The 16363-nt window shown below is 56.3% G+C and carries 11 protein-coding genes; 8 read left to right on the top strand and 3 right to left on the bottom strand.

The window, feature by feature from the left end; translation table 11 throughout:
- Nucleotides 1-147 precede the first annotated feature (147 nt).
- Nucleotides 148-1182: a malate dehydrogenase gene (locus GF423_RS03060; RefSeq protein WP_154326994.1), complete on the bottom strand. Its 1035-nt coding sequence runs from the start codon at nt 1180-1182 to the stop codon at nt 148-150.
- A 474-nt stretch (nt 1183-1656) separates the two neighbouring features.
- Between GF423_RS03060 and GF423_RS03055 the strand changes: the two genes are divergently transcribed.
- The 4 genes from GF423_RS03055 to GF423_RS03040 all read left to right on the top strand — a co-directional run bounded on the left by GF423_RS03055 (nt 1657) and on the right by GF423_RS03040 (nt 8790).
- Nucleotides 1657-5109, top strand: a complete 3453-nt coding sequence (locus GF423_RS03055; protein WP_154326993.1) for a SusC/RagA family TonB-linked outer membrane protein — start codon at nt 1657-1659, stop codon at nt 5107-5109.
- A gap of 16 nt (nt 5110-5125) precedes the next feature.
- The gene (locus tag GF423_RS03050; RefSeq protein ID WP_154326992.1) at nt 5126-6958 is read left to right on the top strand and encodes a RagB/SusD family nutrient uptake outer membrane protein; all 1833 of its coding nucleotides are present in this window, start codon (nt 5126-5128) and stop codon (nt 6956-6958) included.
- Between the two features lie 253 nt (nt 6959-7211).
- The gene (locus GF423_RS03045; RefSeq protein ID WP_154326991.1) at nt 7212-7958 is read left to right on the top strand and encodes an MlaE family ABC transporter permease; all 747 of its coding nucleotides are present in this window, start codon (nt 7212-7214) and stop codon (nt 7956-7958) included.
- Nucleotides 7959-7995: 37 nt separating this feature from the next.
- The gene (locus tag GF423_RS03040; RefSeq protein ID WP_154326990.1) at nt 7996-8790 is read left to right on the top strand and encodes an ABC transporter ATP-binding protein; all 795 of its coding nucleotides are present in this window, start codon (nt 7996-7998) and stop codon (nt 8788-8790) included.
- Nucleotides 8791-8814: 24 nt separating this feature from the next.
- Here GF423_RS03040 and GF423_RS03035 read toward each other — a convergent pair whose 3' ends face one another.
- Nucleotides 8815-10086, bottom strand: a complete 1272-nt coding sequence (locus tag GF423_RS03035) for an alpha/beta hydrolase (RefSeq protein WP_154326989.1) — start codon at nt 10084-10086, stop codon at nt 8815-8817.
- Between the two features lie 94 nt (nt 10087-10180).
- Nucleotides 10181-10750 carry a hypothetical protein gene (locus GF423_RS03030; RefSeq protein ID WP_154326988.1) on the bottom strand — a complete coding sequence of 190 codons (570 nt, stop codon included), beginning with the start codon at nt 10748-10750 and terminating at the stop codon, nt 10181-10183.
- A gap of 349 nt (nt 10751-11099) precedes the next feature.
- Here GF423_RS03030 and sppA point away from each other — a divergent pair, with 349 nt between their 5' ends.
- From sppA to thiL, 4 genes are all read left to right on the top strand, one after another.
- Complete coding sequence (sppA, locus tag GF423_RS03025) at nt 11100-12908, top strand: signal peptide peptidase SppA (protein ID WP_154326987.1); 1809 nt, start codon at nt 11100-11102, stop codon at nt 12906-12908.
- Nucleotides 12909-12984: 76 nt separating this feature from the next.
- The gene (gene lpxK, locus GF423_RS03020) at nt 12985-14082 is read left to right on the top strand and encodes a tetraacyldisaccharide 4'-kinase (RefSeq protein WP_154538148.1); all 1098 of its coding nucleotides are present in this window, start codon (nt 12985-12987) and stop codon (nt 14080-14082) included.
- Nucleotides 14083-14142: 60 nt separating this feature from the next.
- On the top strand, nt 14143-14976 hold the full coding sequence (locus GF423_RS03015; RefSeq protein ID WP_154326985.1) for a purine-nucleoside phosphorylase: 834 nt from the start codon (nt 14143-14145) through the stop codon (nt 14974-14976).
- 38 nt (nt 14977-15014) lie between these two features.
- Nucleotides 15015-16064, top strand: a complete 1050-nt coding sequence (gene thiL / locus GF423_RS03010) for a thiamine-phosphate kinase (RefSeq protein ID WP_154326984.1) — start codon at nt 15015-15017, stop codon at nt 16062-16064.
- Nucleotides 16065-16363 lie beyond the last annotated feature (299 nt).

The raw sequence follows: 16363 nt of genomic DNA, 5'->3' as shown, positions 1-16363 counted from the left end.
TGTTTCTGCACGCTTGAGCTTGCCGCGGGCACTCGGCTGGTGCACACAAGAAAAAAAACGGGCTGCTCCCGCAATTGCGATGGAGCAGCCCGCTCGGTATCTTTCGGCAGCCCCTAAATGATGTGTGGGGGGCAGTCGTGTCTCAATTTAGAGGTTGGGGTTCATCTCGGTCCATTTCTCCACAGGAGGAATGATGTTGAGGTCGATAACCTCTTGACGCATCTTGCACAGGTGCTCGTAAGAAGCCTGGAGGCTCTTGAGCTCTTCCTCGGTGCCAGTGGGCTCAACAAAGTGAACGCCCGTCTTGTCGATGGTCGACGGCATAGCCATCATCACATTCTTGAAGCCCAGCTTGTCGTGGTTCACATAGCAGCCTGCAGGCAGAGTGAACTTCTCGCCGCCCATGGCAGCCTCAATCATCTTCACAGCGCAGTAGGCAGGGCTCTGGAACGAGCTGCGGCCACGCAGCTTGATGATGTTGCTGCCGCCTTGCACCGTCATGTGCTTGATCTCTTCCCAGCGCTCGGCGCTCAGCCCCATCTCGCTCAGTGGCTTGCCGTCGATCTTCACCTGCGAGGCAAACACGGCCATCTGCTCGCCGTGGCCACCATAGGTGTGTGCACCGGTCACCTTGTCTTGCTGCACGCCAAACTCGTGAGCCAGGGCCTGCTGCAGACGGGTCGAGTCGAGTGCGGCCAGCGAGGTGAGCTGGCTGGGCTTCAAGCCCGAGTGGATGAGGGCCGTGAGGGCGGTCACGTCGGCCGGGTTGAAAATCACAACCACGTGCTCAACGTCGGGGCAGTATTTCTTGATGTTGTCGCCAAATTCGGCAGCGATCTTGCAGTTGCCCTTGAGCAGATCCTCGCGGGTCATGCCAGCCTTGCGTGGAGCACCGCCCGACGAGATGATGTATTTGGCACCCGTAAATGCCTTCTTGGCTGCCTCGGCAACTTTCTCGGGATTGTTCATGTCTTCTACTGCGGGAGCGTAGTAGGTAACGTTGGCGCCGGGGAATGCGCATTGTTGTATCTCGTCATACACACCATGAACACCGGGCTCATAGATGTCGTACAGGCATACGTTAGGAGTGAGACCGAGCATCAAAACGCTCTGCACCATGTTGGAACCAATCATACCGCCAGCACCGACGATAAGAAGCTTGTCATTTGTTAAATATCCCATGATTAGAAATTTTATAAATTTATTTTATAATAAAATAGTTGCTTCAACTTCTGTTTTTTTACGATTGCAAAATTAACATTTTAACTTCACAATGCAAAATCCAGGAAGATATAAGTTGATTAAATAATGTGACACAATGTAAAAAACGCACCCCGTTGCTCCCCGCCATGTGCAAGTGTGCCCATGTGCCCCTTGCGATACGCAAAATAGGGAATTTTTAAATTTTTTTGAGTTTGATGAACCTATTTTAGAAAAAATCATTAACTTTGGAGTTGAATTGATTTCAGAGATCGCAAAAACTATGTTTTAAGGCTTGAGCCGAGCACGCACGCACACTTTCTCATGTGTCTCAACTCGCAACGTTAGGGTTTTCGTTTTCTGGATAAACTGTGATGTTGAACTACATCACAGGATGAAACTTCAGCTTTCACTAATTAATAATTTAATGTATAACAAACAAAAACCAAGTACTCTATGAAAAGAAAACTTGCTCTTATAGGAGCACTATTTCTGGCTTGTGGTGCTATGGGAAGCTATGCCTATGCTGCTGCTCCCGAGCCACAAGGGTCCCATGCTTCGGCCGGTATCGTTACAGGTACTGTGACCGACGACAAGGGCGAGCCTGTGATTGGCGCCAGCGTCTCCGAAGTGGGGACCACGCGAGGCACCATGACCGATGTCAACGGCCGGTTCTCACTCAGAACCACCGGCAAGGGTAAGCTCAAGATCTCCTACATCGGCTACAAGCCGTTGATTCTGAATCCTGGCGACGACACCAATGTGAAACTTGTGCCCGACAACCAGCTGCTGGGCGATGTGGTCGTGGTGGGCTACGGCCAGCAGAAGAAGGCCAACTTGACGGGCGCTGTGTCGTCGGTCGACGTCGACAAGACATTGGTGGGCCGTCAAATCCCCGATGTGGGCCGCGGCTTGCAGGGTACCACCCCAGGCCTGAGCGTGACCATCCCCAATGGCGAGGTGGGCTCCGACCCCACAATCAAGATACGTGGCCAGGTTGCCTCCTACACAGGCAGCTCCAAGCCGCTCATCTTGCTCGACAACGTCGAGATTCCATCTATTCAGATCGTAAACCCCGAGGACATTGCTAACATCTCGGTGCTCAAGGACGCAGCTGCCTCCTCGATCTACGGTTCCAAGGCCGCCTTTGGCGTGATCCTGATCACAACCAAAAAGGGCTCCAAGACCGACAACGTCGACGTGAGCTACTCGGGCAACTTTGCCTGGGAGAATATCTCCAAGAAGATGGACATGGCCGGTGTCGACGGTATTGCCTATCGTGTCGATGCCTTGAAGCGTGCCGGTGGCACGGTGTATGGCGCCTTCTGGTTTGTCAACGAGGAGAGCCTCGAGAAGGCACGTGAGTGGCAGGCCACCTATGGCGGCAAGATTGGCAAGAACGACCCGTTTGTGTACGGTCGCGATTGGTATCTCGACAACAACAAGTACCGTTTCTCCAAGCGCATCTTTGATCCCTACGATTACATGATACGCGAGTGGACACCGTCGATGAGCCACAACGTCTCGGTCAACGGCCGCTCGGGCCGCACGAGCTACAGCATAGGCCTGGGCTATCTCGACCAGAACGGCCTGATTCGCCCGGCCAAGCACGACGACTTCCGCCGCTACAATGCATCGGCCCGCATCAGCACCGACATCAACAAGTACTGGACCGTGCGCACGGGCTTCAACTACAGCATGCGCAACAAGCGCTATGCCTATGCCACAAGCAGCACCACGGCCGACCCGTGGCTCTACCTCTACCGTTGGGACACCACCTATCCCATGGGCCAGGATGAGTGGGGGCGCGACATACGCAGCCCTTACAACGAGATGAAGAATGCCAACACGGCCAACAAGCAGGACACCTACTTGAGCGTGAGCCTGGGTACTACCCTCAACATCACCAAAGATTGGCACGTGAACGTGGACTACACCTATGCTGCCGAAGATGAAGTGTGGAACAAGGTGGGCACCAAGTTCACCATGGACAACTCGTGGGCAGGCGGCAGCGCCTATGTGGCCCGCCTCGACGCCGATGGCAACCAGATCTATGTGAACGATGCCGGCGAGGTTGTGCCTGCCGGCACTCCTGGCGCCTATGCTGCCTGGGACATGCCCTACATGCAATATACCGGCAATGGTGCCAACCCCGACCACATCTATCGCAGCACCATCAATGCCAAGCGACACACCTGGAATATCACCACCGACTACAACTGGGACATCAACGACATCAACAACGTGAAGCTCATGCTCGGTATGAACTGTGTAGACTGGGAGAGCGAGAGCAACTGGTCGCAAGTGACCAACTTGACCGACATCTTTCACCCATCGTTCTCCAAGACCTGCGGCACGCAGACTGCCGGCGGCTCCAAGGACTGGGACGGCCAGCTGGGATGGTTTGGCCGCGTGAACTATGCCTTGATGCAGCGCTACCTGCTCGAGTTCAACCTGCGTCATGATGCCACTTCCAAGTTCCCCAAAGACTTGCGCTGGCGCTGGTTCCCGTCGTTCTCTATGGGCTGGCGCGTTGGCGACGAGGCCTTTATGCGCTGGGCCAAGCCCGTGCTCACCTCGTGGAAACTGCGAGGCAGCTATGGCAAGATTGGCGACCAGTCGGTGAGCAACTCGCTCTACATTTCCACAATGGCCCAGGGCCAGCTCAGCTGGATCCAGAACGGTTCCAAACTCACCTATGTGGGCACACCCTCGTCGGTTTACGGCGACATCACTTGGCAAGACATTGAAACCCTCGACCTGGGTACCGACATCTCGCTGTGGGACGGCCGCATAGGTGTGATCTTCGACTGGTACCAGCGCGACACCAAAAACATGCTTGTGCCTCAAGAGGGCATTCCCGATACCTTCGGCGCTGCTGCGCCCATGGGCAACTTTGGCAACATCCGCACCCGCGGCTGGGAGATTGAGGTCGACTTCAACCACCGCTTTGCCAACGGCCTTGGCCTGAACGCCATGGTGACGGTGAGCGACGCCAAGTCTACGATCACCAAGTACGGCTCGGGCCGTGATATCGATGGCTGGTACAATGGCAAGACCTATGGCGAGATATGGGGCTATGAGACCGACCGCCTCTATCAGAAGAGCGACTTCGTGTATGACGAGAACGGCAAAATCGTGACCACCTATGCCTATCATGGCAAGGAGACCACACTGGCCGAGCACCCCGATGCACGCCTGGTCAACAAGCTGAGCGACCCCAACGGCGTGTATCAGGACCGCTTTGAGTCGGGCAAGTTCCACTTTGGCCCCGGCGATGTGAAATATAAGGATCTCGACGGCAACGGCGACATCTGGTACGGCGACAACACTGTCGAGAAGCACGGCGACAAGAAGGTGATAGGCAACTCCACACCTCGCTATGAGTATGGCTTCAGGCTGGGTGCCGACTGGTATGGTGTAGACTTCTCCATTTTCTTCCAGGGCGTGGGCAGCCGCAAGATTTGGGGCTCGGGCTTCCTGGCCATTCCTGGCTACAATTGCGGCGACGGCGCAATGCCTCAGGCTATTGCCGGCGACTACTGGACCGAGAACAACACTGGCGCCTTCTATCCGGCAGCTTGGAACATGGGCGGCAGCGACACAGGCTTCAACTTGCAGAAGCAGAGCCGTTACCTGCTCAACATGGCCTACTTGCGTTGCAAGAACATCACTCTGGGCTACACGCTGCCTGCAAGCATCACCAAGAAGGCCTACATCAGCAAGGCCCGCTTCTATGTGGCAGCCGAGAACCTCTTCACCCACGACAACCTGCGCGGGCTTCCTATCGATCCCGAGGTGGTGAGCGGCGTGTCGATGTTCAACAGCGGCAACTACAACAGTGGCCGCACCGGTGTGGGCACTCCTGCAATGAAGAACATCTCAGTAGGTATTCAACTTAACTTCTAATTAAACTTTCTAAACAATGAAAAAGAAATTATTGATCATATTTGCGGGGTTGCTCAGCCTGGGCTTGTCGTCGTGCGAGCAGGTCATCAACCGTGAGCCTCGCGAGAATCCCACCGATCCCAACTACTGGCGCAACGAGAACGATGTGCGCCTGTTTGGCAACGGTTTTTACAGCAACTACTACATAGGCTATGGCGTGGGCTGGTCGGAAGCCTATTCCGACTACCGCGGCTATGTGTTCAGCGACGACGTGTGCAGTCAGGGCACACAGGCCTCGTTTGAGGACCAGGTACCTTCGAGCCGTGGCTCCAAGAGTGAGTCCATCTCGTGGATGACGCAATACTGCGGCCCGTCGTGGAACTTTGCATGGGTGCACAAGGCCAACATCTTTATCAACCGCCTCAACAAGATGAATGCCAACGGGCTGCTGTCGAGCGAGGCTTTCAACCACTGGATGGGTGTGGCCAAGTTTTACAAGTGCTTTGCCTATGCCCGCCTGGTTGAGGTGTTTGGCGACGTGCCTTATTTCCCCACCGATGTGTCGAGCACCGACACGGCACAGCTCTACAAAGACCGTGACCCGCGCCTGCTGGTGATGGACAGCCTCTACACGATGAGCAAGTATGCTCTCGAGAACATACGTGTAAACGACGGTGTCGACCTGCTCAACCGCTATGTGGCCGCTGGCTTCATCTCGCGCTGGTTCCTCTTTGAGGGCACGTGGCAGGTCTACCACAATGGCGACCCGGCTCATGCCAAGAAGTACCTTGAGCTGGCCCGCGATGCTGCGGCCATTGTGATGAAGAGCGGCAATTATGCCATCGATACCCCGTTGCGCGACCTCTTTGGCTCTCAAAACCTGGCCGGCAACAAGGAGTGCCTGATGTATCAGCACTTCGACGATGCCCTGGGCGTGCGCCACTGTGTGGCTTCCTACAGCAACTCGGGCGAGTCGCAGACGGGTGTGAATCTGGCCTTCCTCAAGTCGGTGATATGCACCGACGGCCGTCCCTACAAGACTTCTAAGGTAGCCGGTGCCGGCAACTTTGGCATCAAGAACATGACCCTCACCCGCGATCCCCGCTTTGAGGCTTCGTTTATCGACACGGTCAACCCCAGCTCGTCGACCATGGTCTATCAAGACAAGTTTATCGACCGTGCAGCAATTGCCATGACGTCGGCCGAGCGTGCCACTCACCCTGAGTACAACTCGTCGACCAATACCAACGATGCTCCTGTGATACGCTATGCCGAGGTGCTGCTCAACTGGATTGAGGCCAAGGCCGAGCTGGCCCGTATGGGCGAAGAAGCAGTGACCCAGGCCGACATCGACGCGTCTATCAACGTGCTGCGCGACCGCCCGCTCGATGCTACTGCCCAGGCCAAACACCTGAGCAAGACTGCTCACATGCAACTGAGCGACATCAATGCCGGCTTCGACCCCGACCGCGACCCCACTGTCGACCCGCTCATCTGGGAGATACGCCGTGAGCGCCGCCTGGAGATGGTGTTTGAGCACAGCCGATTGCTCGACCTCAAGCGCTGGAAGAAACTCGAGTACATGGACAACGACAAGTATCCCGACACTATGCTGGGTTGCTGGGTCGACTTCAACAACGAGTATACCACCTATCTCAAGAAGGGCTCTACCAAGGTGAAGAAAGCCGATGGCACTGTGGTGACCTACGACGGCACCAATGCGGCCGACATGGTGGGCTTCTTTGTGCCCCTGTCGGTAGCCAAACGCAATCCCTTCCTCGACCGTGTGTACATGTCGCCTGTGGGCTACCAGCAAATCAATGCCTACAAGCAGCGTGGTCACACCCTCACCCAGACGGTGGGCTGGTAAGCGCGACAAAGGGGAAAAGACTGACACACACGTCTTTTTTACTTAAGTTTTAAGTTAGTAAATATTGAGCCGCTCTCGATGTGAATCGGGGAGCGGCTCTTTATTGATCTGGCCGTGCAGGCTGCGGAACAAAAAGTGTTCCATAGTGCCGTAATATTGCTATTTATTTTTCAAAACGGCCCAGTTATCCATCTTTTGCTTATCTTTGCATATTCTTTTCAATCGACTTAGCAAGAATTTGACTATTGTAGATATGGGTTTACTGAAAATGCTCGATAAGTTTGGCGACTACTGCATGCTCATGTGGCGCAGCATGGCCATACCTGAGCGATGGAAGGAGTTCTTTCGCCGCTATTTCAACGAGATCAACAAGCTGGGTATCGACTCGATACCGCTCATCTTGCTGGTGTCGCTTTTCATAGGCTGCTTGTGCACGCTGCTCATCAAGCTCAACGTGAGCAACCCGTTGCTGCCGCGCTATGCGGTGGGCTTCACCACGCGCCAAATTATTGTTCTGGAGTTTGCCTCCACCATATTGTGCTTGATACTCTCGGGCAAGATAGGGTCAAATATTGCCAGCGAGATAGGCACCATGCGCGTGACCGAGCAAATCGACGCTCTCGATATCATGGGAGTGAACTCGGCCAACTACTTGGTCATGCCCAAGGTGATGGCACTGGTCACGATCATGCCCATACTGGTGATTATTGCCATGTTTACCAGCCTCTTTGGCGGCTATGCGATATGCTTCACGGGACTTGTTGACCCAGATACCTATATCTATGGCATTCAGACCGATTTCCATCAGTTTGATGTGTGGTTTGCACTCATCAAGTCGGTTGTATACGGCTTCTTGATTTCGTCGATCGCGGCCTACTACGGCTACACGGTCAATGGCGGTTCGGTCGAGGTGGGCAAGGCCAGTACCGATGCCGTGGTGACCACCAATGTGCTCATTCTCGTCTTCGACGTGATCATGACCGATATTTTCTTAATGTAGTTCACACAAGCAGGGTAGAGGAGGACACAACAATATTATGATTGAAGTAAAGCATCTTGACAAATATTTTGACAACGGCACTCGCCAGGTGCTGTACGACATCAACGCCACTTTCTACGACGGCAAGGTGAACTTGATAATAGGCCAGTCGGGCTCGGGCAAGACGGTGCTGGTAAAAAACCTGGTGGGCTTGTTCAAGCCCGAGCACGGCGAGATTCTCTACGACGGCCGCGACATCACCAAGATGAGTCGTGCGCAGCTCAAGGAGACACGCAAGGAGATAGGCATGCTCTTTCAGGGCGCAGCCCTGTTTGACAGCGAGACGGTGATCGACAATGTGAAGTTCCCGCTCATGATGTTTTCCAGCATGAGCGAGAAGGAGCAGCTCGAGCGTGCCCAGTTTTGTATCGACAAGGTGAACCTCACTGGCAGCGAGCACAAGTATCCTGCCGAGCTGAGCGGCGGCATGCAGAAGCGCGCTGCCATTGCCCGTGCCATTGCCTTGAATCCAAAATACCTGTTCTGCGACGAGCCCAACTCGGGGCTCGACCCCAAGACCTCGATAGTGATCGACCAGCTGCTGTGGGACATTACCCACGAGTTTGGCATCACGACGATCATCAACACCCACGACATGAACTCGGTGATGGGCATAGGCGAGAACATCGTCTTCATCAATCACGGCCATGTGGGCTGGGTGGGCAACAAGGACCAAATCTACGACCAGGACAACGACGAGCTCAACAACTTTGTGTTTGCCACCGACCTCTTCCGCGATGTGCGCAAGTATCGCCGCGCCCACGGCTATGTGAAGACCAAGGTGGAGTATTGAGCCAGCGTGCCAGCAGCTGTGGCGCTACAGCCCCTTGATGAAGGCGACGATGTCGGCTATCACCTGCGGGTTGAAGTCCTCGCTGTTGCCGCCATAGTCGAGTGCCTGGTCGCGACTGTCGCAATGCTGAAACAGGTGGTTGAGCTGCGGGTAGCGCTTGATGGCCGCGCAGGGCACCCACCGTGCTATGGCACCGAGGTTCTGGTCGCAGTTCACTTGGTCGTCCCACTCGCCGTTGCAGGCCATCATGGGCTGCCGGCTCTTGCCCATGGCCTTGAGGCTGGGGGTGGGGTCGAGCTGGACGAAGGCGCGATACCAGGGCGAGGTGAGTGCGCCCACCTGTGTTTTCAACTCGGGAAAGCGGCCGAGCTTGGTCTTGAGCAGGGCTTGATCGCGGCAAGTGTCGATGAGGGTAAACACGCTGTCGACCCTACCTGCCAGCCTGGCATTCCACATGTTGCCTGTTGCTTTGGCTATCATTTCGTTTTGCTTTATCATCAAGTCTTTTCCTTTCACAGCCGGTGCGGCAAGGGTGATGACAAATGCCACGTCGGCGTGGTTGAGTATGGCAATCGAGCCGCCCTCGCTGTGCCCTATGTAGCCCGTGCGCTTGGGGTCGATTTCCTGGCGCTTGAGCAGGTAGCGCACTGCTGCGGTGGCGTCGAGGGCAAAGTCGCGCGTGGTCTCGTAGCCTGTGGCCATGCTCGAGCCACCCACGCCGCGGTCGTCATAGCGCAGCACGGCGATGCCGTGGTTGCCCAGGCTGTCGGCAATGGCCTTGAATGGCTTGTGGCCCATGATGGTCTCGTCGCGGTCTTGCGGCCCACTGCCTGTGACGAGTACCACCGCCGGCACGCAGCTGCCGCCCTTGGGCAGGGTGAGTGTGCCGGCCAGTGTCACGTTGCCGTGCCCGAAGGTCACTTGCTCCTCGCGGTAGTTGTGCGGCCCTGTGTCTTTCTTTTCCGCCTTGCGGGTGAGGGTGAGGGCAAGCGAGTGGCCGCCTTGGGTGAATGTGCCCTTGAGGCTGTCGCCCGCGATGGTGCCGCGATAGCTTGCACCTATCGATGGAATGCCTATGTCGATGTTGTTGCCGTCGACCTGGCTCGTGCACGGGATGCCGCTGGCTCCTTGAGCCGGGCTGTCGAGGCTGCAGCCGGTGGAGTCAAGATGAAGCACAAGAGGGATGCGGGCCACGCCCGCGTCGAGGCTGCCCGTCCAGGTGCCAAGCATGTCGGCAGCCGCCCATGCCGCGATGCCCCACAGCGCAGCGATGAGCAATGTCGCTATTTTTTTCATTTTATGTGGTTTTGGGTTGCAATGTGGACAAATATCGGAAAAATAATCGGCATGTGCAACCCGGCTGGGTGCTGTTTTCGTGCCTCGGGCACGCTCATTTCAGCCAGTAGTCGGTGATGTCGAGCACGCTGCCATGGCCCTCGGCAGTGCTGTCGGGCAATTGCAGCTCGCCATCGCGTAGGCTTATGCGCGGCGAGTATTCGGTCACAATGCCTGTGCTGCTCACCACGCGCAAGCAGGTGTTGGGGTACACGTCCGAAATGTTGCACATCAGGAAGAAGGGCGTGCTGCCCTCGCCCTGGTAGAGCACCTCGCCAGTGGCAGGAGGCTCGCCGCCGGCAACCATATCGAAAGTGAGCTTGTGCACGGTGACCCTGGCCTTGGGGTCGCGCACGATCACCAGGAAAGCCTCGTCGCACTCGGTCTTGACTACGGGCGTGCTGACTGCGAGACCGTATTTGCCGGTGTAGTGGGCATAGTGCCTTGAGGCTTTGAGCTGTTGCTCGCTTTGGAAGTAGCCGAGCCTGGCCACGGCCAGCTGGTCGCCTGCATTCCAGGCAATGACGCTGTGTTGCAGCTTGCGGGCTGCAATCGTCTTGCTGCTACATGCAGCCAGGCACAGCAGTGCTGCAAGCAGTAGCAGGGTTGTGATGCTCTTGTTCATCGTTTTGAAGTTTTTTGGGAGGTTTCTATATCATAAAATTCATTGTCGGGCCGTGTGCCGTGTGTTTTTGCCCACATGGCAACAAGCCTCGTGCAAATTTAAGTCGTTTTTCCCGATATTCCAAAAGCGGCCGTCCTGAAAAAAACGCGGCGGCATGCCGTTGCCCGCGGGGGGCAGGCCTGGCTGTAGGGGATGGAACATAATTTTTAGGCAATTGATGGCAAAATGTGAAATAAATGATTAACTTTGTAAAATTGATAGGTACGGCTTCTTGCCGTGGCTGTGCCCACAATATTAAAGACAGATTGATAAGAAGGAATTTACAAGAAGATAACTATACGACAAAACTATGATGAAGAAATTCATACTCACCGTGTGCGGTTCCCTGGTGGGAGCCTTTTTGGCGCTCGTGGTGTTTGGCCTGTGTGCAGTGGCTGTGAGCTTTTCGATCATGGCAGCTTTTGCCAAGAGCGAGGTGCAGTCGATACAAGACCACTCGATGCTCTATATCAAGCTCTCGGGTCCCATAGCCGAGCGCAGTGCCGATGTCTCGGGGGCCGCCAGCGTGATGGCCATGGTACAGGGTCAGGAAGGTTCGTCGAGCCTGAGCGACATGGTGAAGGCGATAGAAGTTGCCAAGACCGAAAAGAAAATAAAGGGCATCTATCTTGACTGCCAGGGCGCGCAAGCCTCGGCAGCCACGATGCGCAGCTTGCGCAATGCCTTGCTCGACTTCAAGGCCAGCAGCCACAAGCCTGTGATAGCCTATGGCTACCAGGGCTACAGCCAAGGCGACTACTATGTGGCCACTGCTGCCGACAGCGTGCTGCTCAACCCTGTGGGGGCTGTCGACGTGCACGGTTTGGCTGCGGTGACGCCCTACTTCAAGACGCTGCTCGACAAGGTGGGTGTGAAGATGCAGATACTGCGTGTGGGCACCTACAAGAGTGCCGTAGAGCCCTTCATGCTCGACAGCATCAGTCCGGCCAACCGCGAGCAGCAGTCGCTGTTTCTGGGCAACGTGTGGCGCGTGATGGCTGGCGAGATGGCCCGCAGCCGCGACATAGCTCCGGCACAGTTCAATGCGATGGCCGACAGCTTGATGCTCACCATGACGGCTCCTGCCCTCAAGGCCGGCAAACTCATCGACGGCACCTGCTACAAGCCTGAGATGGAAGACAAGATACGCCGCATCGCCGGGCTGGAGCAGGACGACGACCTGCGCCTGGCCTCGCCCGAGCTTGTGGCCTCGCACTACGACAACGGCAGCAACAAAGACGGCATTGTGGCCGTGGTGTATGCCGTGGGTGAGATCGACGGCTCGGCCGGCCCTATGGCCGACGGTGAGAATATCGACAGCGAGAAGCTGGTTGCCACCATCGAGGAGCTGCGCAACGACGACGACGTGAAGGGCCTGGTGCTGCGCGTGAACTCGCCCGGCGGCAGCGCCTTCGGGTCAGAACAGATATGGCGTGCTCTCGAGCAGTTTAAGCAGGCGGGCAAGACCTTTGCCGTGTCGATGGGCGACTATGCAGCATCGGGCGGCTACTACATCTCGTGCGGCGCCCAGCGCATCTTTGCCGACAGCACCACCATCACGGGCAGCATTGGCATCTTTGGCATGATTCCCTGCGCCCAGGAGCTCATCGAGAACAAGCTGGGTGTGCACATGGGCGTGGTGAAGACCAACGCCAATGCCGACATGGCCACCGACTATGGCATCGTGTCGAAGGCCATGACCCCCGTGCAGCTGGCAGCCATGCAAAACTACATCAATCGCGGCTATGACCTCTTCACACAACGCGTGGCCAGCGGACGCGGCGTGAGCCAGGACTCGATCAAGAAGATTGCACAAGGCCGCGTGTGGGACGGCATCAGCGCCCGGCGCATTGGCCTGGTCGACCAGTTTGGCTCTCTGGCCGATGCTGTCGACTGGGTGGCCAAGAAGGCCAGTCTCAATACCGGCTACTACGAGGTGAAGGAATATCCCGACCTCGAGGTCGACCTGCGTGCCATGCTTTCAAGCCTCTACGGCATGAAGCAGCAAGAGCGCCTGGCCCAGTCGATGGGCGTGTTCTACACCTACTACCGCCAGCTCGAGGCCATGGCCGGTCGCCGGCATGTGCTGTGCCTCATGCCGCCCATCGAAGTGAAATAGTTTTACTACACACATAGAAAAATAGATTTTGCGTTAAGTTGCGCCGACACCGATAGTGATAGATTTTTCCAAAATATTGAACAAGCAACAGCGACAAAACATCGCCAACGCCTTTCTCACCCCATTCTCGTGGCTCTATGGCACGGGCGTGTGGTGTCGCAATGCTGCCTTCAACGCTGGCATCCTCAAGGAAACGAGCTATGACGTGCCCATCGTGTCGGTGGGCAACATCACTGTGGGCGGTACGGGCAAAACGCCTCATGTGGAATACATCATCGAGGGCTTGCTGGCCAACTACCCGCAGTATCACATAGGCGTGCTCAGCCGCGGCTACAAGCGCTTGACCCACGGCTTTGTCATGGCTCGCGACACGCTCACACCTCGCGACATAGGCGACGAGCCTTATCAGATATACCACAAGTTTCTGGGCCACATCGCGCTGGCCGTGTGCGAGAGCCGGCGCAAGGGCATCGAGGAAATGCTGAAGATCGACCCTGCCATCAACCTGTTTCTGCTCGACGACGCTTTCCAGCACCGCTATGTGAAGCCCAAAGTCAACATTGTGCTGTGCGACTACAACCGCATGCCCTACAACGACAGGCTTCTGCCCTTGGGCACCCTGCGCGAGCCCATGTATCGCATGGTGAAGCAGGCCGACTTTGTGGTGGTGACCAAGTGCCCCAACGACATTAAGCCTATCGACATCAAGCTCATCAAGGAAAAACTGGGACTGTTCCCGTCGACCGAGCTCTTTTTCTCCAATGTGAACTACGGCAACCCGGTGCCTGTGTTTCCCAGGGCCAATGTGAAGCTCGACAACCTGTCGTGGATGTCGAGCGACGACTTCATCCTGGGCCTTACCGGCATCGCCAACCAGCGCCCCTTTGTGAAATACCTGCGCCAGTTCCAGGCGGGCGTCAGGGTCATGCACTACGACGACCACCACGACTACACGCGCGAGGACTTCAAAGACATCACCCGAGTCTACAGCCAGCACAAGGGCCGGCGCAAGTTTATAGTCACGACCGAGAAAGATGCTGTGCGCATTCTCAACAATGCCTATTTTCCCCCCGAGATGCGCGACTACATCTACTACATTCCCATACGCGTGGGCTTCCTCAACTACGAGGACCGGGAGTTCATTCCCGAGCTGGTGAGGCGCATTCAGGCCTGAACACTATTGCCCCCGATAAAAAAATTAACGACACGACCCAAACCAAACACATTTATCATCATGCAAGAAGAAAATATCAACTGGCTTGAAAAAATCACTCACACTGCCAATTACATAAGCCGCCGTGTGGCCAAGCTGCCCGACACAGCCATCATTCTGGGTACAGGACTGGGCGAACTCGTCGACCACATCAAGATTGAAAGCGACATACGCTATCAGGAGATACCCAATTTCCCGGTATCAACAGTCGAGGGCCACAAGGGCCGTCTCATCTTCGGCTATCTGGGCGACAAGTATATCATGGCCATGCAGGGCCGTTTCCACTACTATGAGGGCTATAGCATGAAGGAGGTGACCTTCCCCGTGCGTGTGATGCACGCCCTGGGCGTGAAAACCCTCTTGGTTTCCAATGCGGCCGGGGGCATGAACCCCGACTTCAAGATAGGCGACCTCATGGTCATCACCGACCACATCAACCTGTTTCCCGAGCACCCGCTGCGCGGCCACAACTACAGCGAGTTGGGCCCACGCTTTCCAGCCATGGGCGAGGCCTACAGTCGCCACCTCATCGCCCAGGCCCGGGCAATCGCCCAGGCTCACGGCATCACACTGCGCGAGGGCGTGTATGTGGGCGTGCAGGGTCCCACCTTCGAGACTCCGGCCGAGTACCGCTTTTTCCACGTGATAGGCGGCGACGCCGTGGGCATGAGCACTGTGCCCGAGGTGATTGTGGCCCGCCACATGGACATGCAGGTGTTTGGCATCTCGGTCATTACCGACCTGGGCGGCGGGGCCGAAATTGTAGAGGCCTCTCACGAGGACGTGCAGAAGGCCGCTGCGGCAGCCGAACCCCACATGACACTCATCATGAAGGAACTCATAGCCCGGCTGTGAGACTGAATGGATAATAAAACTACTCATCACATATCATCATGCAAGATTCAGAAACCGAAATAAGCACCCTTGGCGAGTTTGGGCTCATCGACGAGCTTACCAAGGATTTCAAAATCAAGAACAAGTCGACACAGTATGGCGTGGGCGACGACTGCGCCGTGCTCGACTACAGCCACGACCCCAAGCTGCGCACGCTGGTTACTACCGATGTGTTGCTCGAGGGCATACACTTCGATCTCACCTACACACCGCTCAAGCACCTGGGTTACAAGGCAGCCGTCGTCAACTTCAGCGACGTCTATGCCATGAATGGCAAGCCCGAGCAAATCACTGTGTCGCTGGGCATCTCCAAGCGTTTCACCGTGGAGCACATCAATGAGCTCTATGCCGGCATCCTGTTGGCCTGCAACGAGTATGGTGTCGACCTGGTGGGCGGCGACACGTCGGCATCGGTCACTGGCCTCATCATCTCTATCACGTGCATCGGCAAGGGTGAAGAGGGCAAAATCGTGTACCGCAACGGGGCCCGCGACACCGACTTGATATGCGTGAGCGGCGACCTGGGCGCGGCCTACATGGGCTTGCAGCTGCTTGAGCGCGAGCGTGAGGCCGGGGCAGGGCAGCGTGACTTCCAGCCCGACTTTGCCGGCAAGGAGTACATCCTCGAGCGTCAACTCAAGCCCGAGGCACGGCGCGACGTGATCGAGGAACTGCACCGGCTCGACATCCAGCCCACGGCCATGATGGACGTGAGCGACGGGCTCTCGAGCGAGCTGTTGCACATATGCAAAGACAGCAATGTGGGCTGCCGCGTCTATGAGGAGCGCATCCCCATCGACTACCAGACGGCCATCATGGCCGAGGAGCTCAACATGAACCTCGTGACCTGTGCCATGAACGGCGGCGAGGACTACGAGTTGCTCTTCACCGTGCCGCTGGCACTGCACGAGAAGGCTGCCCAGATGAAAACCGCCAAAATCATAGGCCGCATCACCAAGCCCGAGCTTGGCGCCTACATGATCGACCGCGAGGGCAACGACGAGCTTCCCATCAAGGCACAGGGCTGGAATGCCTTCGCCGCGCGTTGAGCAACCGTGTTGCTGCCTTCGCCGTCCCGTCTCTCGGGCGAGAAACTGCGCACACGCGAGTGCACCTTGCATGCTCCATTGCTTGACCATGCCCGTGCGCGCAGTCAACACCCGGCTGCTGCCGAACCTTGACAAATCGTGACTCCTGCTACAATGGTTTGTTTGCTTCATTAAACCCGAGCAATGATAGTGCGCTCACCGTTGTTGTTTTAATATTTAATTCACCTCATTTTTAATCAACCCCATCCCCGCAACAGGAAAGGTCTGTTCACGCACTAAATAGACTGGACCGGCGGCTA

The organism is Sodaliphilus pleomorphus (assembly GCF_009676955.1).
GTDB lineage: Bacteria > Bacteroidota > Bacteroidia > Bacteroidales > Muribaculaceae > Sodaliphilus > Sodaliphilus pleomorphus.
This window is presented reverse-complemented; position numbering and strand designations above follow the sequence as displayed.

Coding starts and splice junctions, on each gene's coding strand:
- GF423_RS03060 (WP_154326994.1), bottom strand. CDS start 1,182: ATGGGATATTTAACAAATGACAAGCTTCTTATCGTCGGTGCTGGCGGT.
- GF423_RS03055 (WP_154326993.1), top strand. CDS start 1,657: ATGAAAAGAAAACTTGCTCTTATAGGAGCACTATTTCTGGCTTGTGGT.
- GF423_RS03050 (WP_154326992.1), top strand. CDS start 5,126: ATGAAAAAGAAATTATTGATCATATTTGCGGGGTTGCTCAGCCTGGGC.
- GF423_RS03045 (WP_154326991.1), top strand. CDS start 7,212: ATGGGTTTACTGAAAATGCTCGATAAGTTTGGCGACTACTGCATGCTC.
- GF423_RS03040 (WP_154326990.1), top strand. CDS start 7,996: ATGATTGAAGTAAAGCATCTTGACAAATATTTTGACAACGGCACTCGC.
- GF423_RS03035 (WP_154326989.1), bottom strand. CDS start 10,086: ATGAAAAAAATAGCGACATTGCTCATCGCTGCGCTGTGGGGCATCGCG.
- GF423_RS03030 (WP_154326988.1), bottom strand. CDS start 10,750: ATGAACAAGAGCATCACAACCCTGCTACTGCTTGCAGCACTGCTGTGC.
- sppA (WP_154326987.1), top strand. CDS start 11,100: ATGATGAAGAAATTCATACTCACCGTGTGCGGTTCCCTGGTGGGAGCC.
- GF423_RS03015 (WP_154326985.1), top strand. CDS start 14,143: ATGCAAGAAGAAAATATCAACTGGCTTGAAAAAATCACTCACACTGCC.
- thiL (WP_154326984.1), top strand. CDS start 15,015: ATGCAAGATTCAGAAACCGAAATAAGCACCCTTGGCGAGTTTGGGCTC.